Annotated in this window: 24 protein-coding genes; 11 read left to right on the top strand and 13 right to left on the bottom strand. The window is 72.8% G+C overall.

Going from position 1 to position 21,383, the window contains the following annotated elements; all coding sequences use genetic code 11:
- The first annotated feature begins 57 nt into the window (after positions 1 to 57).
- The 8 genes from ACLQ3K_RS14200 to ACLQ3K_RS14165 all read left to right on the top strand — a co-directional run bounded on the left by ACLQ3K_RS14200 (position 58) and on the right by ACLQ3K_RS14165 (position 6,900).
- Positions 58 to 855 carry a hypothetical protein gene (locus tag ACLQ3K_RS14200; RefSeq protein ID WP_224647192.1) on the top strand — a complete coding sequence of 266 codons (798 nt, stop codon included), beginning with the start codon at positions 58 to 60 and terminating at the stop codon, positions 853 to 855.
- Positions 856 to 864: 9 nt separating this feature from the next.
- A complete protein-coding gene (locus tag ACLQ3K_RS14195; RefSeq protein ID WP_224647131.1) occupies positions 865 to 1,500 on the top strand; it encodes a precorrin-8X methylmutase in 636 nt (211 codons plus the stop codon).
- Entirely contained in the window at positions 1,497 to 2,975 is a 1,479-nt protein-coding gene (locus ACLQ3K_RS14190; protein ID WP_426000122.1) for a precorrin-2 C(20)-methyltransferase, read from the top strand. Before ACLQ3K_RS14195 ends, ACLQ3K_RS14190 begins: the two co-directional genes overlap by 4 nt.
- A 16-nt stretch (positions 2,976 to 2,991) precedes the next feature.
- Complete coding sequence (locus tag ACLQ3K_RS14185) at positions 2,992 to 3,282, top strand: DUF1330 domain-containing protein (protein WP_224647135.1); 291 nt, start codon at positions 2,992 to 2,994, stop codon at positions 3,280 to 3,282.
- A 79-nt stretch (positions 3,283 to 3,361) separates the two neighbouring features.
- A complete protein-coding gene (locus ACLQ3K_RS14180; protein ID WP_426000120.1) occupies positions 3,362 to 4,207 on the top strand; it encodes a helix-turn-helix domain-containing protein in 846 nt (281 codons plus the stop codon).
- Between the two features lie 90 nt (positions 4,208 to 4,297).
- On the top strand, positions 4,298 to 5,206 hold the full coding sequence (locus ACLQ3K_RS14175) for an alpha/beta hydrolase (protein WP_426000118.1): 909 nt from the start codon (positions 4,298 to 4,300) through the stop codon (positions 5,204 to 5,206).
- Positions 5,206 to 6,414, top strand: a complete 1,209-nt coding sequence (locus tag ACLQ3K_RS14170; protein ID WP_426000116.1) for an MFS transporter — start codon at positions 5,206 to 5,208, stop codon at positions 6,412 to 6,414. The genes ACLQ3K_RS14175 and ACLQ3K_RS14170 overlap by 1 nt, the downstream gene beginning before the upstream one ends.
- A gap of 54 nt (positions 6,415 to 6,468) precedes the next feature.
- A complete protein-coding gene (locus ACLQ3K_RS14165) occupies positions 6,469 to 6,900 on the top strand; it encodes a PPOX class F420-dependent oxidoreductase (protein ID WP_426000115.1) in 432 nt (143 codons plus the stop codon).
- A 17-nt stretch (positions 6,901 to 6,917) separates the two neighbouring features.
- Here ACLQ3K_RS14165 and ACLQ3K_RS14160 read toward each other — a convergent pair whose 3' ends face one another.
- Both ACLQ3K_RS14160 and ACLQ3K_RS14155 read right to left on the bottom strand, forming a co-directional pair.
- The gene (locus ACLQ3K_RS14160) at positions 6,918 to 7,505 is read right to left on the bottom strand and encodes a cysteine hydrolase (RefSeq protein WP_426000114.1); all 588 of its coding nucleotides are present in this window, start codon (positions 7,503 to 7,505) and stop codon (positions 6,918 to 6,920) included.
- 18 nt (positions 7,506 to 7,523) lie between these two features.
- Entirely contained in the window at positions 7,524 to 8,324 is an 801-nt protein-coding gene (locus ACLQ3K_RS14155) for an alpha/beta fold hydrolase (RefSeq protein ID WP_336670267.1), read from the bottom strand.
- A 9-nt stretch (positions 8,325 to 8,333) separates the two neighbouring features.
- Here ACLQ3K_RS14155 and ACLQ3K_RS14150 point away from each other — a divergent pair, with 9 nt between their 5' ends.
- Positions 8,334 to 8,705, top strand: a complete 372-nt coding sequence (locus ACLQ3K_RS14150) for a MerR family transcriptional regulator (protein ID WP_224647146.1) — start codon at positions 8,334 to 8,336, stop codon at positions 8,703 to 8,705.
- On the opposite strand, the gene ACLQ3K_RS14145 is transcribed toward ACLQ3K_RS14150, so the two are convergent.
- From ACLQ3K_RS14145 to ACLQ3K_RS14120, 6 genes are all read right to left on the bottom strand, one after another.
- On the bottom strand, positions 8,686 to 8,952 hold the full coding sequence (locus ACLQ3K_RS14145) for a hypothetical protein (RefSeq protein WP_426000112.1): 267 nt from the start codon (positions 8,950 to 8,952) through the stop codon (positions 8,686 to 8,688). The genes ACLQ3K_RS14150 and ACLQ3K_RS14145 overlap by 20 nt on opposite strands.
- A gap of 5 nt (positions 8,953 to 8,957) precedes the next feature.
- Entirely contained in the window at positions 8,958 to 9,287 is a 330-nt protein-coding gene (locus ACLQ3K_RS14140; RefSeq protein WP_426000110.1) for a nuclear transport factor 2 family protein, read from the bottom strand.
- A 126-nt stretch (positions 9,288 to 9,413) separates the two neighbouring features.
- Entirely contained in the window at positions 9,414 to 10,154 is a 741-nt protein-coding gene (locus tag ACLQ3K_RS14135) for a cobalt-precorrin-6A reductase (RefSeq protein ID WP_426000108.1), read from the bottom strand.
- On the bottom strand, positions 10,154 to 10,912 hold the full coding sequence (gene cobM, locus ACLQ3K_RS14130; RefSeq protein ID WP_426000106.1) for a precorrin-4 C(11)-methyltransferase: 759 nt from the start codon (positions 10,910 to 10,912) through the stop codon (positions 10,154 to 10,156). Before cobM ends, ACLQ3K_RS14135 begins: the two co-directional genes overlap by 1 nt.
- Positions 10,909 to 12,048 carry a precorrin-6y C5,15-methyltransferase (decarboxylating) subunit CbiE gene (gene cbiE / locus ACLQ3K_RS14125; protein ID WP_426000104.1) on the bottom strand — a complete coding sequence of 380 codons (1,140 nt, stop codon included), beginning with the start codon at positions 12,046 to 12,048 and terminating at the stop codon, positions 10,909 to 10,911. Before cbiE ends, cobM begins: the two co-directional genes overlap by 4 nt.
- Positions 12,045 to 12,830, bottom strand: coding sequence for an SDR family NAD(P)-dependent oxidoreductase (locus ACLQ3K_RS14120; RefSeq protein WP_426000102.1), 786 nt, complete (start codon positions 12,828 to 12,830; stop codon positions 12,045 to 12,047). Before ACLQ3K_RS14120 ends, cbiE begins: the two co-directional genes overlap by 4 nt.
- A 41-nt stretch (positions 12,831 to 12,871) precedes the next feature.
- Here ACLQ3K_RS14120 and ACLQ3K_RS14115 point away from each other — a divergent pair, with 41 nt between their 5' ends.
- Entirely contained in the window at positions 12,872 to 13,273 is a 402-nt protein-coding gene (locus ACLQ3K_RS14115; RefSeq protein WP_426000100.1) for a PPOX class F420-dependent oxidoreductase, read from the top strand.
- A gap of 13 nt (positions 13,274 to 13,286) precedes the next feature.
- On the opposite strand, the gene ACLQ3K_RS14110 is transcribed toward ACLQ3K_RS14115, so the two are convergent.
- Together ACLQ3K_RS14110 and ACLQ3K_RS14105 are read right to left on the bottom strand one after the other, a co-directional pair.
- Positions 13,287 to 14,729: a sugar porter family MFS transporter gene (locus ACLQ3K_RS14110; RefSeq protein WP_426000098.1), complete on the bottom strand. Its 1,443-nt coding sequence runs from the start codon at positions 14,727 to 14,729 to the stop codon at positions 13,287 to 13,289.
- Between the two features lie 21 nt (positions 14,730 to 14,750).
- On the bottom strand, positions 14,751 to 15,875 hold the full coding sequence (locus tag ACLQ3K_RS14105) for a M24 family metallopeptidase (protein ID WP_426000096.1): 1,125 nt from the start codon (positions 15,873 to 15,875) through the stop codon (positions 14,751 to 14,753).
- 17 nt (positions 15,876 to 15,892) lie between these two features.
- Between ACLQ3K_RS14105 and ACLQ3K_RS14100 the strand changes: the two genes are divergently transcribed.
- Entirely contained in the window at positions 15,893 to 16,846 is a 954-nt protein-coding gene (locus ACLQ3K_RS14100; RefSeq protein WP_426000094.1) for a 5'-3' exonuclease, read from the top strand.
- A 38-nt stretch (positions 16,847 to 16,884) separates the two neighbouring features.
- Here the strand turns inward: ACLQ3K_RS14100 and ACLQ3K_RS14095 are convergent, their stop codons facing one another.
- From ACLQ3K_RS14095 to tatC, 3 genes are all read right to left on the bottom strand, one after another.
- Complete coding sequence (locus tag ACLQ3K_RS14095; RefSeq protein WP_426000092.1) at positions 16,885 to 17,568, bottom strand: DUF4333 domain-containing protein; 684 nt, start codon at positions 17,566 to 17,568, stop codon at positions 16,885 to 16,887.
- Positions 17,569 to 17,638: 70 nt separating this feature from the next.
- Complete coding sequence (locus ACLQ3K_RS14090; protein ID WP_426000090.1) at positions 17,639 to 20,389, bottom strand: DEAD/DEAH box helicase; 2,751 nt, start codon at positions 20,387 to 20,389, stop codon at positions 17,639 to 17,641.
- The gene (tatC, locus tag ACLQ3K_RS14085; RefSeq protein ID WP_426000088.1) at positions 20,376 to 21,383 is read right to left on the bottom strand and encodes a twin-arginine translocase subunit TatC; all 1,008 of its coding nucleotides are present in this window, start codon (positions 21,381 to 21,383) and stop codon (positions 20,376 to 20,378) included. Before tatC ends, ACLQ3K_RS14090 begins: the two co-directional genes overlap by 14 nt.

The following is a 21,383-nucleotide window of genomic DNA, read 5'->3' as shown; positions in this document are numbered from 1 at the left end:
GCCGCTCGCGGGCGTCTCGCCGACGCGGGACTGTTGCCCTCGCCGACACACGAGCGCGTGCGCAACATCGTCGCCTCGCCGCAGGCCGGCGAGCTCCGGGAGACCGCCGCGGCGCTCGACCGGGCGCTCGTGGCGCGCGCCGCCCTCGCCGAGCTCCCGGGTCGGTTCCTGTTCGCCCTCGACGACGGCGCCGGCGACGTCGCGGCGCTCGCCGCGGACGCCGAGTCGCGCGGCGGCGTGCTCCACCTCGCCGGGCGGCCGACCGACCTGCCCGGCACCGTCGACGCGCTGCTCGACGCCGCGCAGGCGTTCCTCGACCTGCGCGGCGACGAATGGCGCGTGCACGACCTGCCCGACGGTGCCGACCGCATCGCCGCCGCGCTCGGCGGGCGCACCACCGGGCCCCGTTCCGTGCCCGCGCCCCCCACGCCGCCTCCCGTCGGCTGGTTCGACCGGCCCGACGGCTCGGTGACGCTCGGGATGGGCGTTCCGCTGGGCCGGCTCGACCCGCGCACCGCGCAGTTCGTCGCCGCCGTGGACCACCCGATCACGATCACGCCGTGGCGGACGGTACACGTGCACGGCCTCGACGAGGGCGTTGCGGAGACCGTGGTGCGGGTCCTCGCGCCGATGGGCCTGATCTTCGACGCGAACGCGCCGCTCCTGCGGGTGAGCGCGTGCGTCGGCGATCACGGATGCGCCCGCGCGCACGGCGATTCGCTCGCGCACGCGGCGGACATCGCCGACGACATCGCCGACGACGAGCGGGTCCACGTGGTCGCGTGCGAGCGCGGCTGCGGCGCACCGTCGGGCGAACACCGACGGGTGGTCGTGACCGGCGAGCCCGGCGAATAGACTTCCCGGGTGCACGACTACCTCACCGACGGCGCCGAGATCTACCGGCGATCGTTCGCCACGATCCGCGCCGAGGCGGACCTCGCCGCCCTCGCCGCCGACGCGGAGACGGTGGCGGTCCGCATGATCCACGCCGCCGGCCAGGTCGATCTGGATCGCGACATCCGCATCTCCGCCGGCGCCGTCGCGGCCGGACGCTCCGCGCTGCGCGCCGGGGCGCCCATCCTCGCGGACGCGAACATGGTGGTGCACGGCGTCACCCGCGCCCGCCTGCCCGAGGACAACGAGGTGCTGTGCCAGCTGCGCGATCCGCGCGTGCCCGCGCTGGCCGCCGAGATCGGGAACACGCGCAGCGCCGCGGCCCTGCAGCTGTGGGGCGAACGCATGGCGGGCGCTGTCGTCGCGATCGGCAACGCGCCGACGGCCCTGTTCCACCTGCTCGACCTGCTCGCGGCGGGCGCGCCGAAACCCGCGGTCGTCGTGGGGATCCCGGTCGGCTTCATCGGCGCCGCCGAGTCGAAGGACGCGCTCGTCGCGGAGGCGGCGGGGCTGGGCGTCGAGTACATCACCGTGCTGGGCCGCCGCGGCGGCAGCGCGATCACGGCGGCGGCGCTCAACGCGCTGGCGCGGGAGGAGGAGCTGTGACGGGGATCCTGTACGGCGTCGGCGTGGGTCCTGGCGATCCGGAGCTGGTCACGGTCAAGGCCGCGCGCCTCATCGCCGAGGCCGATGTGGTGGCCTATCACAGTGCGCGGCACGGCCGCTCGAACGCGCGTGCGTGCGCCGCGCCGTACCTGCGCGAGGGCCAGGCGGAGATCCGGTTGATGTACCCGGTGACCACCGAGACGACCGATCACCCCGGCGGCTACCGCGGCGCGCTCGACGACTTCTACGCCGGCGCCGCGGAGGAGCTCGCCGAGCACCTGACCGCGGGGCGCAACGTCGTGCTGCTCGCCGAGGGCGACCCGATGTTCTACAGCTCCTACATGCACATGCACAAGCGGCTGCGTGATCGGTTCGAGTGCGTCGTGGTCCCAGGCGTCACGTCCGTGAGCGCCGCGGCCGCCGCCACCGGTGTGCCGCTGGTCGAGGCCGACGAGGTGCTCACCGTGCTGCCCGGCACGCTCCCCGCATCCGAGCTGCGCCGCCGCCTCGGCGACACGGACGCCGCCGCGATCATGAAGCTGGGCAGGACCTTCCCGACCGTTCGCGGCGCCTTGCAGGACGCCGATAGGGACGGCGCGGCCTGGTACGTCGAGCGGGCCAGCCGCGCGGACGAGCGGGTGCTCGCGGTGGGCGACGTGAGCGCCGAGGACGTGCCGTACTTCGCGACGGTGCTCGTGCCCGGCCGGATCAACGCGCCCGCGGCGCCGTCGGGTGAGCGCGGCGAGGTCGTCGTCGTCGGCCTCGGCCCCGGCGACGAGGCGTGGACCACCCCGGAGGTGCGGCACGAACTGTCCGAGGCGACGGACATCGTCGGATATCAGACCTACACCGACCGGGTGCGCCCGCGGCCGGGCCAGCGCGTGCACGCCTCCGACAACCGCGTGGAGGCCGACCGCGCCCGGCACGCGCTGGAACTCGCGGCCGGCGGTGCCCGCGTCGCCGTGGTGAGCTCCGGCGACCCCGGCGTGTTCGCGATGGCCTCCGCCGTCGCGGAGGTGGCCGCCGATCCCGCCTTCCACGACGTCCCCGTCCGCGTGCTGCCGGGTATGACGGCGGCGAACGCCGTCGCGAGCCGCGTGGGCGCGCCCCTCGGCCACGACTACGCGGTGCTCTCGCTCTCGGACTACCTCAAGCCCTGGGAGGTCATCGAGGAGCGGCTGCGCGCGGTCGCCGCGGCGGACCTCGCACTGGCCGTGTACAACCCGGCGTCGAGGACGCGCCGCGAGCAGCTCGTACGGATGCGCGAGGTGCTGCTCGAGGTGCGCTCCCCCGAGACCGTCGTCATCGTCGGACGCGCCGTCGGCTCGCCCGAGGAGACGCTGACGGTGACCACCCTCGGCGCGTTCGAACCCGAGCAGGTGGACATGCGCTGCCTCCTCATCGTCGGGTCCTCGCGCACCGAGGTCACCGAACGCTCCGGCGGTCGGATCGTGCACACTCCCCGTAAGTACTGACAGAAGGAGACGGATGATGGCGAAGGCGTATTGGATCGCGTTCTACCAGGAGATCAAGGACCCCGAGAAGATGGCGGCGTACGCGGCCATCGGCGGGCCCGCGATCACCGACGGCGGCGGACGCTTCATCGTCCGCGGCCAGGCCGCCGTCGCCTACGAGGCGGGGAAGATCGAGCGCACCACGGTCATCGAATTCGACAGCCTCGAGCAGGCCGTCGCAACGCACGACTCCCCCGCCTACCAGGAAGCCCTCGCCGCCCTCGGTGACGGTGCCGTCCGCGAGATCCGCATCTGTGAAGGCTCCTGACCTGCGCTGACCCGCCGCCGCGAAGCCTGCCCCTCGCAGGGGCAGGCAACCGCGCGCGTAGTGGACCAGACTCGGGGACATGATCGATGAGACCGCCCCGACCCTGGCGTCCTTCCTCCGCTCCCGGCGCGCCGCGGTGGACGCCGACGCTCTCGGCCTCCCCAGCTACGGCCGACGGCGGGTCCCAGGCCTGCGCCGCGAGGAGCTCGCCGAGCTCGCCGGGGTCTCGGTCAACTACCTGACCCGCCTGGAGCAGGGCGCCGCGGGAAATCCCTCCGGCGAGGTCCTGAGCGCACTCGCCCGCGCCCTGCAGCTGAGCGAGGTCGAGCGCCTGCACCTCCTCGAGCTGGCTCGTCCGTCGGGCGAGGGCGCGGCGCCGATCGATCGGCACGGCGCCGGATTCGTCGGCGTGCGCCAACTCGTCGACGCGATGGAGACCCCCGCCGTGGTGCTCTCGAGCAATCAGGACATCCTGGCGTGGAACCGCCTCGGCAACGCCGTTCTGGCCCCGCACGTCCCGTACGAGGACCTGCACGCCGATCCGCCGCCGAACAAGGTACGTCAGACCTTCCTCGATCCGGAGGTCCGGTCGCTCTTCGTCGATTGGGAACTGGAGGCCGAGCTGGCCGTCGCGTCACTCCGCTGGGTCGCCGCCCAGTTCCCCGACGACGCGGCCCTCCGCGGCCTACTCGGCGAGCTGGTGCTCGATCGCGACTTCGCCCGGCTGTGGGCACTGCAGGCCGTCGAGCTGTGCACCAGCGGCGTCAAACGGTTCCACCATCCGTGGGTGGGCCGGCTCGACCTCTGCTACCAGATGCTCCACCTCCCCGAGTCCGACGGTGCCCGCATGATCGCGTTCAGCGCCGCGCCCGGCAGCCCGGACGACGACGCCCTGACGCTGCTGCGGCACCGCGTGGCCGACTGAGCCGCACACCCAGCCCCAACCCTTCCCCACCAGGGTCGCCGAACCGCGGCGACCGCTGGCGATCCCCGCTGCCCGAAGAACGGATCCGTCATGCCCCTGCACCCCCAGGCCGCCGCCCACCTCGCCGCCATCGCCGGCGCCGCGCCCGTCCACGCCGGCACCGTCGCCGAGGCCCGCCGGGCGGGACGCGGCTACCTCGACCTGCAACGCCGCGCACCCGACGTCGACCACGTCCGGCACACCTACGTGATCGGCCCGGGATCGTCTCTGCCCGTGCGCGTCTACCGCGACGGCCCGCCCGGCGGCCCCGTGATCCTCATGCTGCACGGCAGCGGCTTCGTGATCGCCGACATCGAGGTCAGCGACGAACCCGCGCGGCTCCTGGCGCTCGCCACGGGCTTCACCGTTGTCACCGTCGACTACCGGAAGGCGCCCGAGAACCCCTACCCTGCGGCGATCGACGACGCCGCGGCCGTGCTCGAGTGGATCGCCTCCGGCGCGCTCGACGTGGATCCGGAGCGGATCGCGGTTATCGGCGACAGCGCCGGTGGGACGATCACCGCCGCGCTCGTGCAGCGCGTCCGGGATCGGGGCGGACCGCCGATCGCCGCCCACGCGGTCCTCTACCCGCCGCTGCGGCCCGGTGGGTACGACGACCTCGCCGCGGACGAGGTGAGCCTGTCGCCCGCCGACATGGAATGGTTCTGGAGCCAATACCTTCCCGACGGCGACGTGCCGACCGGCGCGGCGCCCCTGAACGCGCACGATCTCACCGCACTCCCACCGGCCTTCGTCGCGACGGCGGAGTTCGACGTTCTGCGCGGCCACGGCCGGCAGTACGCGGAGGCTCTCCGGGCAGCGGGCGGTGCCGTCGACTACCGCGATTATCCCGGCACCCTGCACGGCTTCTACTGGATGGACGCCGTGCTCGACGCCGCCACCGACCTCCAGCGCGACCTTGCCGTCTGGCTGCGCGCGACCCTGAACGGAGCCCGATGATGACCGCCACCTCGCACCGTCGCCTGCACCCCGGACTGCTCGCACTCGCCATGGGCGGCTTCGGGATCGGGCTGACGGAGTTCTCCATCACCGGCCTGCTCTCCGACGTCGCGAGCGACCTGGGCGTGAGCATCCCCGTCGCCGGTGGACTGGTCACCGGCTACGCGCTCGGCGTCGTGTTCGGCGCCTTCACCGTGACGCTCGCCCTGGTGTCGCGGCCGCCGAAGACCGCGCTCCTGATCCTGCTCGCCCTCTTCGTCGCGGGGAACGCCCTCTCCGCGGCCGGCCCCACCTACGAGCTGGTGATGGCGGGTCGGATCCTCGCGGCGCTGTGCCACGGCGGCTTCTTCGGGATCGGCGCCGTGCTCGCGGCGCGGCTGGTCACGCCCGACCGCCAGGCGTCGGCGATCGCGCTGATGTTCGCCGGGCTCACCGTCGCCAACGTGCTCGGCGTCCCCGCCGGTACCGCGCTCGGTCACCGATTCGGGTGGCGGGCCACGTTCGTCGCGGTCGCCGTGATCGGGCTCGTGGCCATGGCGGCGATCGCCGTCCTGGTGCCGAGCGTGCCCGCCGAGACGACCTCGGTGCGGACCCAACTGTCGGTGCTGTTGCGCCCGTCCGTCTGGATCGCCTGCGCTGTCACGGCTCTCGTCTTCGGCGGGCTGTTCGGCGCCTTCACGTACATCGAGCCGCTGCTGCGGTCCGTGACCGGCTTCGGCGCCGCCGCGATCCCCTGGCTCCTGGTGCTGTTCGGTCTTGGCCTGTTCGCCGGCAACCTCGTGGGCGGTCGTGCCGCCGACCGGGACGCGGACCGCGCGTTGCTCACGTTCGCCGTGCTCCTGCCCCTCGCCATCGCGGCGGTCGCGGTGCTCGCGGGCTCGAAGCCGCTCGTCGCGGTCGCGCTCGCCGTCATGGGCCTCATCGGCTTCGCGACGGTGCCCGCCCTGCAACTGCGCGTGCTGCGGAACGCCGGCACCGCGACGCTCATCGCCTCGTCGGCCAACATCGCGGCGTTCAACCTGGGCAACGCGGTGGGTGCACAACTCGGCGGCACGGGGATCAGCCTCGGAGGCGGCCCCACGTCGCCGGTGTGGATCGGCGTCGCCCTGAGCGGTGCGGGCGCCCTGCTGGCCGCCGCGAGCATCGCCGCCGAGCGACGGCGCCGCGCTCCTCGTCCCGGTGTGCGGGTCGACGGTGCGGCGGTCTGAGCCCTGCTCGCCGGTCCCCGGAACAGCGGGGGCCGGCGAGGCGTTGGACGGTGCATGGCCTCGACCGAGTTCGACCCCCGCACCCTGATCGCCGCCAGCCGGATCGGCGTCCTCGCGACGCTCCGGGCCAGTGGCATGCCGCAGCTCTCCCCCGTCACCACGGTGTACGACGCGGACGCCGACCGGATCCTCGTGTCCATGACCGCGGGCCGCGCGAAGGAGGCGAATCTGCGCCGCGATCCGCGGGCCGCGATCGAGTTCACGAGCGCCGACGGTTACACCTGGGCAACCGCCGAGGGCACCGCGACGCTCATCGGCCCGTCGACGGATCCCGACGGTCCCGAGGTGGACGCGCTCGTCGACTACTACCGCACCGGCGCCGGCGAGCATCCCGACTGGCGCGAGTACCGCGAGGTGATGGTCGCGGACCGCCGGGTGCTGCTCGTCCTGCAGATCACGCACGTGTACGGCGCCAAACTGCGCTGACCGTCCGCGTCGGGCCTTCAGGCGGCGCCGAAGCGGGCGATGGCCTCCACGGCCGTCACGCGGCCCGCGGTCGCGAGATCCAGGTTCGCGAGCGATGCCGCGTGCACGTCCGGATCCGCCGCGGCGACGCAGTCCTCGACCACGTGCACGACGAGGCCGAGATCGGTGCCGTGCCGCGCGGTCTGCTCGACCGTGAGGTTGGTCGCGACGCCCGTCAGGTAAATCGTGTCGATCCCGTGCTCCGCGAGCCATTCCGTCGCCGGCCCCGCGAGCCCCGACAGTCGTTGGTTGTCGTAGATCGCGGTCGGCTGGTCGGCCATCGCGGCGATGATCCGCGCGCCGTCGGCGTCCGGGCGGAACGACTCCTGCGCGTCGCCGACCGCCTGCATGAACGCGGTGTTCCGCACGAGGTCCCCCTCACCCTCGGGCACGGTGAACCGGGTGAAGATCACCGGCACGCCCGCCGCGAGCGCCGCGTCGTGGAAGGCCGCGGCTCGGTCCACGACGCCGGACTCCTCGACCGGTTTCGCCAGCATCGGACCGAAGAAGCCCTCCGGCTCGATCACGTTCACCTGCCAATGCAGGGCCAGGACAGCAGCTGTCATACCTCGATCATGCCGCGCTCAGTCCACCGCCCGCAGGAACTCGGTGACCTCGACGGCCCACTCCTCGGCCTCGGACGGCGTGAAGATGTGCCCGGCCCCGGCGTAGTCGACGACGCGCGCCCCGGGGATCGCGCTGAACTCCCGGGCGATGTCGGCGGGCACCAGCCGGTCGCCGCCCGCGACGACGACCAGGGTGGGGACCGCGAGGCCGGGCAGGAGATCGGTGACGTCCACGCGCCCGGCGAGATCGATCTGCGCGGACATCCCCTCCGGCATGGTGTCGCGGACCGCGATCCGTGTCTCCTCGAGCGTCGCCGGCGGAAGCGCACGCAGCGTCGCGTCCGAGGACGCGACGGACAGCACGTACGCCGCGAGCGCGTCGTGGGCGCCGGCCGCAGCGAGCGCGCCGATCGTTTCCGTGACCGTCCGTACCCGGAAGTCGGATCGGGCGACGCCGACCGTCAGCACCAGCGCCGAGACGTGCTCGGGGTGGCGGTGCGCGGCCGTGACCGCCACGGCCGCCCCGAGGGAGAGCCCGACGACGGGGAAGCGCTCGGCGCCGCGGCTCACGGCGGCCGCCACGACGCGATCGGCGAGGTCCTCGAGGGCGAGCGGCGCTGCGCCGAGCGGGGTACCGCCCGATCCGGGCCACGACGGTCCGACGAACCGCAGGTCGGGCGCGCGGTCGACCAGCGCGGCGAAGTTCTCGAGCACCCCGCCGCCCGCGCCGTGGGCGAGCGCGACGACGGGGCCGGCGCCGCGGTCGACGACGGCGGATGAGGAAGCGGACAGGATCTGGGCGGCACGATCGGAATACATGCGTGCAGTGTGCGGGTTGACGCTGGTGTGAAGGTCAAGGGCGAGATGCTGATCGGCGAGTTGTCCGAGGTCACAGGCGCGAGCGCGCGGTCCCTGCGGTACTACGAGGAGAAGGGCCTCCTGGCCGCGGAGCGCACCCCCGCCGGCTACCGCGTCTACGACGGGAACGCGGCCTCGCAGGTGCGCCGGATCCGCGGCCTCCTCGACGCCGGCTTCGACACCGACGCCATCCGGGTGATCCTCCCGTGCGCCCGGAACGAGCGGACCGTCGACCTGTGCCCCGCGATCGAGGCCGCGATGCGCGCCACCCTGTCCCGCATCGATGCGGACCTCGGCGAGCTGGCGCGCAGACGCTCCGCCGTCAGCGCGCTTCTCGGGTGAGCAGGCGCGCCCCCACCAGGGCCACGACGGCGCCGGGGAGGACATTGACCAGCAGGATCGGGAACTCCTCGGCCACGGTGTAGCCGTGGGAGACGCCGACGGCCAGGTTGCCGATCATCGCCAGCGTCCAGAGCACGACGAAGGCGATCGCCGCCCGCTGCGGGCCGACGGAGCCGACCTTCCTGCCGACTGCGAGGAAGATCAACGCCAACACGATTCCGAGGGTGACGATGACGATCGTCCGCACGGTGGTCAGCCCTCGCGGATCGTCATGGACGCCAGGCGATCCCCGGCGACGGCGAAGGTGAACTCGCTGAGCCCGTTGGCGTGGGTGCTGCGCCAGTCGCCCACCACGGTCACGGTGTCGCCGTCGACGGTGACCTTCTCCGGCGTCAGCACGCCCTTCGCGCCGATGAACTCCTTCGCGCTCCACCCCTGCATCGCGGCGCGATCGCCGAAAACGCGGCCCCAGTCGTCGATGTAGCCGTCGGCGGTGAAGGCGTCGAGGAAGGCCGCCTCGTCACCGGCGTTCACGGAATCGATGAACTCCTTGACCGGGCTGGGGATCTCGATGTTCGTCATGCGCGTCTCCTCGTCGTAGCGTCCGTGGGCTTGCAGCCCCACAGTCGCCATCGTAGGGGCGCGAGTGCGGCTGTGCCGCTCGAATACCGGTCCGATCCACAAGTCCTGCTTGTACGTCGGGCGGTGTCAGGCCTCCCCGACGAGGCGGGCGTAGGCTGCGGCCGCCGTCGGCACCGCGGGCACCCCCGCGGGTCGCTCGGGCCGGTCGACCACGACCACGTCGATCCCGAGCTCCCGCGCCGCGGCCAGCTTGGCCGAGACCAGGTCCCCGCCGCTGTTCTTGGTCACGAGCACATCGATCCCGTTCGCGCGCAGCAGCGCCCGCTCGGAGTCCTCCGTGTACGGGCCGCGGTCGCGGAGCAGCTCGTGCCGCGGCGGCAGGGCGCCCGACGGCGCGTCGACCACGCGGATCAGGAACCACCAGTCCTCGAGCGCCGCGAACTCGCCGACGTCCTGGCGGCCGGTCGTGAGCATGGCGCGTCCGCCGCCTCGGCGCGACAGGGCTTCCGCCGCGGCGGCCACCGTCGGCACCCGGGTCCAGTGGTCGCCCGCGACCGGCGTCCACTCCGGGCGGACCAGTGCGAGCACCGGCACCGCCGCCGCCGCCGCGAGGGCGGCGTTGCGGGAGATCGTCGCCGCGAACGGATGCGTCGCGTCCACGAGCACGTCCACGCCGTCCTCCGCGAGGAACGCCGCCAGTCCCGACGGTCCGCCGAACCCCCCGATCCGCGTCTCCCCCACCGGTAGGCGGGGATTCGCCACCCGACCGGCCAGCGAGCTGAGCACCGTGAACCGCGGGTCCTCGTGCAGGAGGCGGGCCAGTTCGCGGGCCTCGGCGGTCCCGCCGAGGACCAGCACGCGCGGCATCAGTGGCTCGCCCCCGGGGCGCGCAGGCGGCGCGCCGAGTACAGGTAGCTCTCCTCGAAGGCCTCCGCGTCCAACACCTTGCCGACGAAGATCACCGCGGTCTTCGTGATCCCCTCCGCCGCGAGGCGCTCCGGAAGCTCCGCGAGCCGGCAGCGGACGATCCGCTCGTCCTCGCGGCTGGCGAAGGCCACGACCGCCACGGGGCAATCGGAGCCGTAGTGCGGTAGCAGATCCTCGGTCAGCGCCTGCGCACGGTGCGCGGCGAGGTGCAGGGCCAGCGTCACCCCGGTACGGGCCAGCGAGGCGAGGTCCTCCCCCGCGGGCATGTCCGTCGAGAGCGTCGAGACACGGGTGATGAGCAGCGACTGGCCGACGCCGGGCACCGTCAGCTCCCGGCCGAGCGCGGCGGAGGCGGCGGCGAAGGCGGGCACGCCGGGGACGATCTCGTACGGCACGCCGGCCGCGTCGAGCCGGCGGGCCTGCTCCGTGAACGCGGAGTACAGGGAGATGTCGCCCGAGTGCAGGCGCGCCACGTCGAGACCCGCGTCATGCGCCGCGACCAGCTCGTCGACGATGTCCGGCAGCGGCATCCGCGCCGTGTCCACGAGCTTCGCCCCCGGCGGGCACCGGTCCAGCATCTGCTGCGGCACCAGCGATCCCGCGTACAGGCAGACGGTGCAGCGCGCGAGCAGCTCCGCGCCGCGCAGCGTCAGCAGGTCCGGGGCGCCTGGACCGGCCCCGATGAAGTAGACGGTCACGCATCACCTTTCACGAACACCCATTGCACGATCGGCCGGCGCGGCTGCCACGCGGTGCCCACACCCAGGGGCGCGAGGTCCGCGACGGTGCAGCTGCGCAGCTCGCCGCCGTACCGGGCCCGCAGCGCCGCGGCCAGGGCCTGGCCCTCGACGGTGACGGTGTTCGCCACGAGCCGCCCGCCCGCGGGCAACACCCCGACGCACGCCGCGGCGAGGGTCTCGGTGAGGCCGCCGCCGACGAAGATCGCGTCGGGCATCGGCAGGTCCGCGGTGAGGTCCGCCGTGTCGCCGACGACCACCTCGACGGTCACGCCGGCCCGGGCCGCGTTGCGCGCCACCCGCTCGGCCCGGTCCGCACGCCGCTCGACGGCGACGACGGAGCCGCCGCCCTGCAGCGCCCAGGTGATCCCGACGGAACCCGAGCCCGCGCCGAAGTCCCAGATCCAGCCGGGCGTCGGGCGCAGGGCCGCCACCGTCATGGCGCGGACATCGGCCTTGGTGATCTGGCCGTCGTGCTCGAAGGCGAACTCCCCCGCCGGACCGGCCGGTTCGAGCGCGACCACGTTGAGGTCGTCGATGCGCAGGTTCTTCCGGAACGGGCGGACCTTCTCACGGGGGCCGCCGAGCTGCTCCAGGACCGTCGTCGTCGCGGCGAGGCCGGCGTCGCGCAGCAGGTCCGCGAGGAGCGCCGGCGTGGTGCCGGACTCGCTGAGGACGAGGGTCCGCCGCCCGTCGCGGACGGCGCGGACGACCGGCGACGGGTCCCGCGCCACCGTGGAGACGACCGTGACCTCCTCTGCCGGCCAGCGCAGGCGGGCGCAGGCCAGCGCGAACGACGACAGGTGCGGGATCACGTGCAGGTCGAGCTCGGGACGGCGCCGCGCGATGGTCGCGCCGACCCCGTAGAACATCGGGTCGCCGCTGGCCAGCACGTGCACCCCGTCGGCGAGGTCGTCGATCGCGGGCAGCAGCGGCGAGGGCCACGGCCGCGCGGCCCTCTCGGCCAGCTCCTTCGGCAGGAACTCGAGCTGCCGGGGCGCGCCGTGGATGACGGTCGCGTCGAGCAGGGCGCGGCGCGCACCGTCGGTCAGCCCGGGCCAGCCGTCGGCGCCGATGCCGACCACGGTCACCGTCATCGCGGCATCCGCCGCCAGACGGCCTGCGGGACGAACTGCAGCCCGGCGTACAGCGGGCGCAGCACCGGCGGGATCCAGACGACGCGGCGGCCGCGGCGCAGCGCGTGCACCGTCGCCTCGGCGACCTGGGGCGCGGTGCGACTGAACGGCGCGGGCTTCACCCCGGACGCCATGAGCTCGCGCGTCATCGCCCCGACGATGAATCCCGGGCGGGCGAGCAACACCTGGATCCCGCTGCCGTGCAACGAGTCGGTGAAGCCCTGCACGAAGCCGTCGAGGCCCGCCTTGGTGCTGCCGTAGACGAAGTTGGCCTTGCGCACCCGGACGCCGGCGACCGACGAGAAGGCGACGATGGCGCCCCGGCCGCCGTCCCGGTCGTCCTGGGCGCGCAGCAGCTTCGCCAGCCCCAGCAGGATGGACACCTGCGCCACGTAGTCGGTCTGCGCGATCTGGACGGCGTGCGTGGGATCGGCCTCGGCCCGGGCCTGGTCGCCGAGGATGCCGAAGGCGACGACCGCGACGCCGATGCGGCCGAACCGGTCGGCCACCTCGTCCAGGAAGGCGGCGTGCCGCTCGGTGCGGTCCGCGTCGAACTCGATCGGGAAGACGCCGGTGGCGCCGACCTCGCGCAGCGCCGCGATCTGCTCGTCCAGATACTCCGAACGGCGGGCCGCGAGGATCACGTCGCGGCCCGGCGCGATGCGCCGCGCCACCTCCAGGCCGACCTCGCTCCGGCCGCCCAGGAGGAGCACCGCGCCGTCGGGAATCCTGTCCGCACTCACCGGACCAGACTAGACGCGCGGCACCCCGCTACCGTGACGGTGTGCCGAACGACCGCCCTGTCCTCAATCCCGACGCCCTCGCCTTCGTGACCGACCGTCACCTCGCGACGCTGAGCACCCTGCGCGCCGACGGGACGCCGCACACCGTGGCGATCGCGTTCACCTACGACCCCGCGACCGGGGTCGCGCGCGTCATCACCTCCGGCGACAGCCAGAAGGCGCGCAACGCGGGCCGGGGCGGGTACGCCGCGCTGACCCAGGTCGACGGTGCCCGCTGGCTCACCCTGGAGGGGCCGGCGCGGGTCCTGACCGATGTGGAGTCGGTGCGCGACGCCGAGGCCCGCTACTCGGTGCGCTACAAGCCGCCGCGGGAGAACCCGAAGCGCGTCGTGATCGAGATCGACGTGACCCGAGTTCTGGGATCGAGCACGCTCCGCGGTTGACGGACGGGAGCGGCTACCGCGCGGGGATGTTCCCGTCCATGTCCTCCAGCGACTTGCCCTTGGTCTCGGGCACGAACCGGTAGACGAAGAAGAGCGACAGCAGCGCGAAGGTCGCGTACAGCCCGTAGGCCAGCGTGAGATTGCCCTCCATCTTCGGGAAGGTCACCGTGATGGCCCAGTTGGCCGCCCACTGCGCCGCCGCGGCCAGCGAGAGGGCCGCGCCGCGGATGCGGTTGGGGAACATCTCGCCCAGCAACACCCACACCACCGGGCCCCAGCTCACGCCGAAGAAGATCACGAACAGGTTCGCCGCGACGAGGGCGAGGACGCCCACCACGCCGGTGAGCGAGGGCTTACCGTCGACGATCTCCGCGGTGCTGAAGCAGACCGCCATCGTTGCGAGCGAGAACGCCATGCCGATCGAGCCGATGAGCAGCAGCGGCCGGCGGCCGATCCGGTCCACCAGCATGATCGCGACGATGGTCACGATGACGTTGACGATCGACGTGAAGACGCTGATCAGGTTCGACTGCGACTCCTTGAAACCGACGGCCTGCCACAGCATGTTCGAGTAGTAGAAGATCACGTTGATGCCCACGGCCTGCTGGAAGATCGACAGCAGCAGGCCCACCCAGACGATCGGGTAGATGCCGCCGCCGGGCCGGACCAGGTCGCGCCACGAGTGCTTCTCCTCGCCCGCGAGACTCTCCTCGATGCGGGTGACGGTGATGTCCATGTTCTTCTCGCCGAGCAGCATCGTGAGGACCTTGCGGGCCTCGGGGATGCGGTGCCGGGACACCAGGTAGCGCGGCGACTCGGGGATCATCGTCGACGCCACGCCGTAGACGATCGCGGGGATCGCCATCACCAGGAACATCCACCGCCACGCCTCCAGCCCGAACCACAGGTCGTTCGACGCGCCGCCGGCGAGCGAGGCCAGCAGCCAGTCGACCAGCAGCGAGAGGAAGATGCCGAGCACGATCGCCATCTGCTGCAGCGATCCCAGCCGCCCGCGGATCCGGGCCGGCGAGACCTCCGCGATGTAGGCCGGGGCGATCACCGACGCCACGCCGACGCCGACGCCGCCGACCACGCGGAACAGGATGAGGACCCAGGTGTGGGTGGCGAAGGCGCACCCGATGGCGCTGAGGAAGAACAGCACCGCCGCGATCTGCATGACGCGCAGGCGGCCGATCCGGTCCGCGATCCGGCCCGCCGTCATGGCGCCGGCGGCGGCGCCCAGCAGCGCGGAGGCGACGGCGAAGCCGAGCGTGTAGCCGTGGATGTCGAACCGGCCCTCGATCGCCTTCGTCGCGCCGTTGATGACGGCGCTGTCGTAGCCGAACAGGAGGCCGCCCATCGCGGCGACGATCGCGATCTGGACGACGCGACTGCTGTTGCCGTCGCCCTCCTCGAAGATCGAGGGCCCTTCGGGCGTGCCGCCGCCGTGCGTCATGATGCCTCCGGTGTGTAGCTCCTAGAGGATCGTCAAGCTGTGGGGTCGGGTGTTCACGCTCTCGCAGCCGTCCTCGGTGACGATGACGATATCCTCGATCCGCGCTCCCCACCGGCCACTGAAGTAGATTCCCGGCTCGATCGAGAAGGCCATGCCCGGTTCGACCGGAATGTCGTTGCCCGCAACGATGTAGGGCTCCTCGTGCACGGACAGTCCGATGCCGTGCCCGGTGCGGTGCAGGAAGAACTCCCCCAGGCCCGCGCCGGCCAGCAGATCGCGGCCCGCGGCGTCGATCGCCTCGGCGCTCACGCCCGGCCGCACCGCCTCGACGGAGGCGCGCTGCGCCCGCTCGAGCAGGGCGTACTGCTCGGCGATCTCCGCCGAGGGCTCGCCCATCGCGTAGGTGCGGGTGCAGTCGGAGTTGTAGCCCGAGGCCAGCGGGCCGCCGATGTCGACGACGACGATGTCGCCGGCCTCGACGACGCGGTCCGAGACCTCGTGGTGCGGGTCGGCGCCGTGCGGGCCCGAGCCGACGATGATGAACGCGGCCTCGGTGTGCCCCTCCTCGACGATGGCGGCCGCGATGTCGTCGGCCACCTCGCGCTCCGTGCGCCCGACCTTGAGGAAGGTGCCGACCCGGGCGTGGACGCGGTCGATCGCGGCGCCTGCGGCCCGCAGCTCGTCGAGCTCCGCCGCGTCCTTGATCATTCGCAGCCGGCGCAGCACGCCGGTCGCCAGGCGCACGCTCAGGCCCCGGTCCAGCAGCGGCACCAGGTGCAGCGCGGGCACGGCGTCGGCGACGGCCACCGTCGACGCCCCGGAGAGGAGGCCGAGGACCAGGGCGTACGGGTCGTCACCGTCGACCCAGTCGTGGATGGTGAGCTCGACCCCGGCCGCGCCGAGTCCGGGTACCGAGGAGTCCTTGAGGATCGCGAGCTCCAGGCGCGGGACCACCAGGCCGAAGCCGGCGTCGGTGATCACGAGGGCGGTGAGGCGCTCGAAGGACTCGCTGACGATGCCGGTGAGGTACGCGAGGTCCGGCCCGGGCGTGATGACGAGCGGGGTGCCCGCCGCGGTCGCGAGCTGCTGGGCCCGGGTGAGACGGGTCGCGTACACCGAGGCGGGAAAGGACTGGGGGTTACTCATGATCCGATTGTGACACGATGATTCCCGTGACGAACGACGCGCGCCCACTGATGCTGCTCGACTCCGCCGGGCTCTGGTTCCGGGCCTTCTACGCGATCCCCGACAAGGTGAAGGCCGACGACGGCCGCTCGGTGAACGCGCTGCGCGGCTTCCTCGACATGACCTCGCAGCTGATCACCACGCATCGGCCCGGACGGCTGGTCGCGTGCCTCGACCTGGACTGGCGCCCCGCCTTCCGCGTGGAGCTGCTCCCCACCTACAAGACCCATCGCGTGGCGGAGGAGGGCGACGGCAGCGCCGAGGAGGTGCCCGACACTCTCTCGCCCCAGGTGGACATGATCCTCGAGGTCCTCGACGCCGTCGGGATCGCCACGGGCGGCGCCGTCGGCCTGGAGGCGGACGACGTGCTCGGCACCCTGGCCGCGCGCGAGCAGAACGACCCGGTCATCGTGGTCTCGGGTGACCGCGACCTGCTGCAGGTGGCCGACGACACCGCGCCCGGCGTGCGGTGCCTGTACATCGGCCGCGGCATCGCCAAGGCCGAGATGTTCGGGCCGGCCGAGGTGGCCGAGAAGTACGGCCTGCCCCTGGACCGCGCCGGCGAGGCCTACGCCGAGCTCGCGCTGCTGCGCGGCGACCCGTCCGACGGGCTGCCCGGCGTGCCCGGCATCGGCGAGAAGACGGCCTCCAAGTTGCTGCTGGAGTACGGCTCCCTCGCCGCGATCCGCGAGGCCGCGGCGCGGACCCCGTCGCCGCTGGCCGCCCGGGCGGCGACGTCGATCGCCGCGTCGGCGGACTACCTCGACGCCGCCTGGGACGTGGTCTGGGTGCAGCGCGACGCGGACGTCGCGCTGTCGGGATCCGATGCGATGCCCCGGGAAGCACGCGATCCGCAGCGCCTGGCCGAATTGGCCGAGGAACTGCGGATCGGAGCGCAGGTGGAGCGCCTGCTCGCCGCCCTCGCGGGCTGACCGAACGGCCCGCGGAGAATCCCCGCGGGCCACCGGTATCAGGAGGGCGCGCCCACCTGGTACTTGCCGTTGTCGTCGAGCACCTTGACCTCGACGGTCTTCCGCTTGCCGCCGATGGTGGCGCTGCAGGTGAAGGTCTCGCCGGTCTTGACCTTGACGCCGTCGGTCTTGCAGTCGACGTCCTTGGTGTCGGTCTCGTTGTAGCTGTCGTTGAGGACCTTCGTCACGCCTTCGTTGACCTTGGCGTTGTCGAACTTCTTGCCGAAGAAGGCGCCGGTCAGCCAGCCCACCAGGACGACGATCGCCACGATCGCGATGATCGCCGCGGCGGCGATACCGACGACGAGGCCGGTCCTCGACTTCTTGGGGCCGCCCAGGCCGGGCTGACCCGGCTGGCCGAACTGCTGCCCGAACTGGTGGCCCGCGAACTGCGCGGGCTGGCCGGGCTGCTGGCCGAACTGGTCCTGCCCGAACTGCGGGGGCTGCTGCGGCTGCGGCTGCGGCTGCTGGTAGCCACCGCCGAACTGCTGGCCCTGCGGCTGCGGCTGCTGGCCCCACTGGCCCTGGTACTGCGGCGAGATCTGGGTCTGATCACCCGCCGGCGCGCCGAAGCCCTGCTGGCCGTACTGCGGTGCGATCTGGGTCTGATCCTGCGGCTGCTGCTGGCCCGGCTGCTGCCAGCCCTGCTGCGCCCACTGGTTCGGATCCTGCGGGTTGCTCATGTGTCCACTCCTCCCCTGTCGCCGGCCGACGGCCCGCGACGTACGCCTCTTCGGTCAAGATACCCGATCATCAGCCCGATTCCGCGACGACGCCGCGCCGGACGGCTGCGATCGCAGCGGTGGCGACGGTCGCCAACCCCGGGCGGGTGTCGAACGAGGTCTGCTTGATCTGATCGAGCAGGTCGATCACCTGCCGGCACCAGCGGACGAAGTCTCCCGCCGGCAGCGGCCGGCCGCGCTCGCCCGCCGCCAGCAGCACCGCGGCGAGGGTTCCGCCCGCGGCCCACTGGTGCATGGGCGCGACGAAACCGATGTCGGGTTCCCGGCTGGGCTCCAGGCGGTGCGCGGCCTCGGCGGAGACGATGTCGGTCCACCGGTCGGCGATGTCGCGGACGGCGGAGCGGATCGCGCCGGGCACCTTCTCGCCGGTGAGGAGCATGCCGCCGCGTTCGCCGCGGGACTCGAAGACGAGCGCGCTGACCACCGCGGCCAGCCCTGCCGGGTCGAGGCCGTCGAAGACGCCGTCCTCGATGCACTCGCACACCAGCAGGTCGGACTCGCTGTAGACCCGGGCCAGGCGGTGACCGGCCTCCGTGAGCTCGGACTCCCCGTCGACGGTCTCGATGTACCCGCGATCCCCGAGCAGCGCGACGATCCGCTCGAACGTCACGGCGAGAGAGGAGGTGGTGGCGCGGACCGTCGCCGCTGAGGCCGTGACCTCGCGCTCGAGCCGGGCGTAGCGCTCGGCGAGCCGGTCCAGCTCGGGGGCGCGCTGCCCGGTGTGCGCGGGGTGCGCCCGCATCCGGGCGCGCAGGTCCGCGAGCTGCGTGTCGGACGCGGCGGGGCGCGCCGCCTTCGCCTGCTGCCGCGGCGCGGAGATGTTGCTGTTGCGGAGCGTGGACGCCAGGTCGCGCTTGCCGCGGCCCGAGCGGTAGTCGGCGTTCTTCGGCACCCGGAGCGTGCCGAGAACCGCCACGTCGCCCACGAAGTCGGAGGCGCCGACGCGGCCCGACCAGCTGCTCTCGGTCACCACCACCGGCTTGGGGTCGCGCCGGTCGCCGGACGGCTCCACGACGAGGGCGAGGCCGCGGCGGCGGCCGCCGGTCACGGCGATGACGTCGCCGCGGCGCAGCTCCGCGAGCGCGGTGGCCGCGCCGTCGTGCCGGTCGGCGAGGTGTTCGCGGCGCAGCGACCGCTCCCGCGCCCGGACGGCCTCGCGGAGCCGCACGTACTCGAGGTAGTCGGCGCCGCCGGCGGCCTCGGTGATCTGGGCGCTGAGGGTCGCCAGCTCCTTCTCGCCGCGCTCGACGCGCTTCGCGAGCCCGACGACGGACCGGTCGGCCTGGAACTGGGCGAAGCTGGCCTCGAGCAGCCGCTCGGCGCCGACGCGGCCGAGGCGGTCGAGCAGGTTGATCGACATGTTGTAGCCGGGCGAGAACGAGCTGACCAGTGGGAACGTGCGTGCCCCGGCGAGCCCGGCCACCTCCTGCGGGCGCACGCCGCTCTGCCAGAGCACCACGGCGTGGCCCTCGATGTCGATGCCGCGGCGGCCGGCGCGGCCCGTGAGCTGCGTGTACTCGCCGGGCGTGAGCTCGACGTGCGACTCGCCGTTGTACTTGACCAGGCGCTCCAGCACGACGGTGCGCGCGGGCATGTTGATGCCGAGCGCCAGGGTCTCCGTGGCGAAGACCGCCCGCACCAGCCCCTTGACGAAGAGCTCCTCGACCGCGTGCCGGAAGGCGGGGAGCATGCCGGCGTGGTGCGCGGCGAAGCCGCGGAGCAGCGCGGCGCGCCACTCCTCGTACCCGAGCAGGTCGAGGTCGGCGGGCGCGAACTCGGCGACGTGCTTGTCGACGATGCGCCCGATCTCGTCGGCCTGCGCCTGGTCCGTGAGCACGACGGGCGACCGGAGGCACTGGGTCAGCGCCTGCTCGCAGCCGGAGCGGGAGAAGACGAAGGTGATGGCCGGCAGCAGACCCTCGGCGTCGAGCAGCGCGATGACGTCGGGGCGCGGGATCGGCCGGCGGGTCGGCTGCGGGCGGCCCCGACCGCCGGCACGCCGCCCGGTGCGGCTGTTGATGCCGGGCTCGAAGCTGCGGTCCAGCGATTCCCGCTGCTTGACGTAGCGCACCAGGTCGGCGTCGAGGACCAGGTTCTTCTGCCCGGACTCCTGGGCGGTGCGCAGTGCCTTGGTGTCGAACAGGTCGAAGAGCCGCCGGCCCACGAGCATGTGCTGCCACAGCGGCACCGGCCGGTGCTCGTCGACGATCACCTCGGTACTGCCGCGGACCTCGGTGATCCACGCGCCGAACTCCTCGGCGTTGGAGACCGTCGCCGAGAGGCTGACCAGCCGCACCTCCTGGGGCAGGTGCAGGATCACCTCCTCCCACACCGCGCCGCGGAACCGGTCCGCGAGGTAGTGCACCTCGTCCATCACCACGTGGCTCAGGCCGTCGAGGGTGGTCGAGTTCGCGTAGAGCATGTTCCGCAGCACCTCGGTGGTCATCACGACCACCGGCGCGGAGGAGTTGATCGCGGTGTCGCCCGTCAGCAGCCCGACGTTGTGCGCGCCGTAGCGAGCGGTCAGCTCGGCGTGCTTCTGGTTCGACAGCGCCTTGATCGGCGTCGTGTAGAAGCACTTGGTGCCGCCGGCCAGGGCGAGGTGGACGGCGAACTCGCCGACCACGGTCTTGCCCGCGCCCGTCGGGGCGCACACGAGCACGCCGCGGCCCTGTTCGAGCGCGCGGCAGCCCTGGACCTGGAACGGGTCGAGGGTGAACTCGAGGGCTGCGGTGAAGCTGTCGAACTCAGAGGACGTCATCGAACCCCGAACGCGGGATCGACGTGCGCGTCAGCTTGTCCGGTTGCCCGACGGGGGCCGGGGCGGCGAGAGCGCTGCCCGACGGGCCCGTGGACGCGCCGATCGGCTGCGGGGCCGACGGTGCCGGCGACGCCGCCTCGTCGTCGAGCTCGCCCTCCCAGGCGTCCGCCGCGCCCGCGCGACGGGCCTTGCGCCGGTCGTTCCACCGGGCGAACTGGATGGAGAGCTCGAGGAGGACGGCGAGCGCCGCGCCGAGAGTCAGCATCGTGAACGGATCGCCCGTCGGCGTCAGGAAGGCGGCGAAGATGAACATCGACAGCAGGAGGCCGCGGCGCCACTGCTTGAGCTTGTCGTACTTGAGGACGCCGACCAGATTGAGCGCGATGATGAACAGCGGCAGCTCGAAGCTGATGCCGAAGATCGCCATCACGTTCAGCACGAAGCTGAAGTAGTCGGGTCCCTGCAGCGCCGTCACCTGGGTCTCGTTGCCGACCGTGAGGAAGAAGCTGAAGGCGCTGGTGATCATCAGGTAGCCGAGCACCGCGCCACTCACGAACAGTGTGCCGCCGAGAGCGACGAACGCCGCCGTGTACCGCTTCTCGTTGCGGTGCAGGGCGGGCACGATGAAGGCCCAGATCTGGTAGAGCCACACCGGGCACGCCAGCAGCACGCCGGTGGCGACGGCGACCTTCAGCCGCAGGTTGAACTGGTCGAAGACACCGGTGGCCAGGAGGCGGCATTCACCGTCCCGGGTGATCTCGGCGCGCGAGGTGGCCGGGAGGTCGCAGTAGGGTCCCGTCAGCAGGTGGCCTGTGGACGGCAGCCCGAACGGGCCGTGGCTGTACCACCAGAAGCCGACGACCGACGTGAGGACGATCGCGAGCAGCGACCACAACAGCCGGGTCCGGAGCTCGTAGAGGTGCTCCACGATCGACATCGTGCCGTCGGGATTGACGACGGCACGACGACGACGGGGATCGAACGGGATCTTCAA

The organism is Tsukamurella sp. DT100 (assembly GCF_049844855.1).
GTDB lineage: Bacteria > Actinomycetota > Actinomycetes > Mycobacteriales > Mycobacteriaceae > Tsukamurella.
Note: the sequence above shows the minus strand (reverse complement) of the source record. Positions and strands in the feature narration are given on the sequence as shown.

What these genes read in the sequence shown, in the direction of transcription:
- ACLQ3K_RS14140 (WP_426000110.1), bottom strand. Translation starts at nt 9,287, where the DNA reads ATGACGAACATCGAGATCCCCAGCCCGGTCAAGGAGTTCATCGATTCC.
- ACLQ3K_RS14185 (WP_224647135.1), top strand. Translation starts at nt 2,992, where the DNA reads ATGGCGAAGGCGTATTGGATCGCGTTCTACCAGGAGATCAAGGACCCC.
- ACLQ3K_RS14180 (WP_426000120.1), top strand. Translation starts at nt 3,362, where the DNA reads ATGATCGATGAGACCGCCCCGACCCTGGCGTCCTTCCTCCGCTCCCGG.
- cbiE (WP_426000104.1), bottom strand. Translation starts at nt 12,048, where the DNA reads ATGACGGTGACCGTGGTCGGCATCGGCGCCGACGGCTGGCCCGGGCTG.
- ACLQ3K_RS14170 (WP_426000116.1), top strand. Translation starts at nt 5,206, where the DNA reads ATGACCGCCACCTCGCACCGTCGCCTGCACCCCGGACTGCTCGCACTC.
- ACLQ3K_RS14175 (WP_426000118.1), top strand. Translation starts at nt 4,298, where the DNA reads ATGCCCCTGCACCCCCAGGCCGCCGCCCACCTCGCCGCCATCGCCGGC.
- ACLQ3K_RS14155 (WP_336670267.1), bottom strand. Translation starts at nt 8,324, where the DNA reads ATGTATTCCGATCGTGCCGCCCAGATCCTGTCCGCTTCCTCATCCGCC.
- ACLQ3K_RS14160 (WP_426000114.1), bottom strand. Translation starts at nt 7,505, where the DNA reads ATGACAGCTGCTGTCCTGGCCCTGCATTGGCAGGTGAACGTGATCGAG.
- ACLQ3K_RS14165 (WP_426000115.1), top strand. Translation starts at nt 6,469, where the DNA reads ATGGCCTCGACCGAGTTCGACCCCCGCACCCTGATCGCCGCCAGCCGG.
- ACLQ3K_RS14095 (WP_426000092.1), bottom strand. Translation starts at nt 17,568, where the DNA reads ATGAGCAACCCGCAGGATCCGAACCAGTGGGCGCAGCAGGGCTGGCAG.
- ACLQ3K_RS14110 (WP_426000098.1), bottom strand. Translation starts at nt 14,729, where the DNA reads ATGACGCACGGCGGCGGCACGCCCGAAGGGCCCTCGATCTTCGAGGAG.
- ACLQ3K_RS14100 (WP_426000094.1), top strand. Translation starts at nt 15,893, where the DNA reads ATGATTCCCGTGACGAACGACGCGCGCCCACTGATGCTGCTCGACTCC.
- ACLQ3K_RS14135 (WP_426000108.1), bottom strand. Translation starts at nt 10,154, where the DNA reads ATGCCGCGCGTGCTGGTCCTCGGCGGGACCGCCGAGGCCCGCGAACTG.
- ACLQ3K_RS14090 (WP_426000090.1), bottom strand. Translation starts at nt 20,389, where the DNA reads ATGACGTCCTCTGAGTTCGACAGCTTCACCGCAGCCCTCGAGTTCACC.
- ACLQ3K_RS14105 (WP_426000096.1), bottom strand. Translation starts at nt 15,875, where the DNA reads ATGAGTAACCCCCAGTCCTTTCCCGCCTCGGTGTACGCGACCCGTCTC.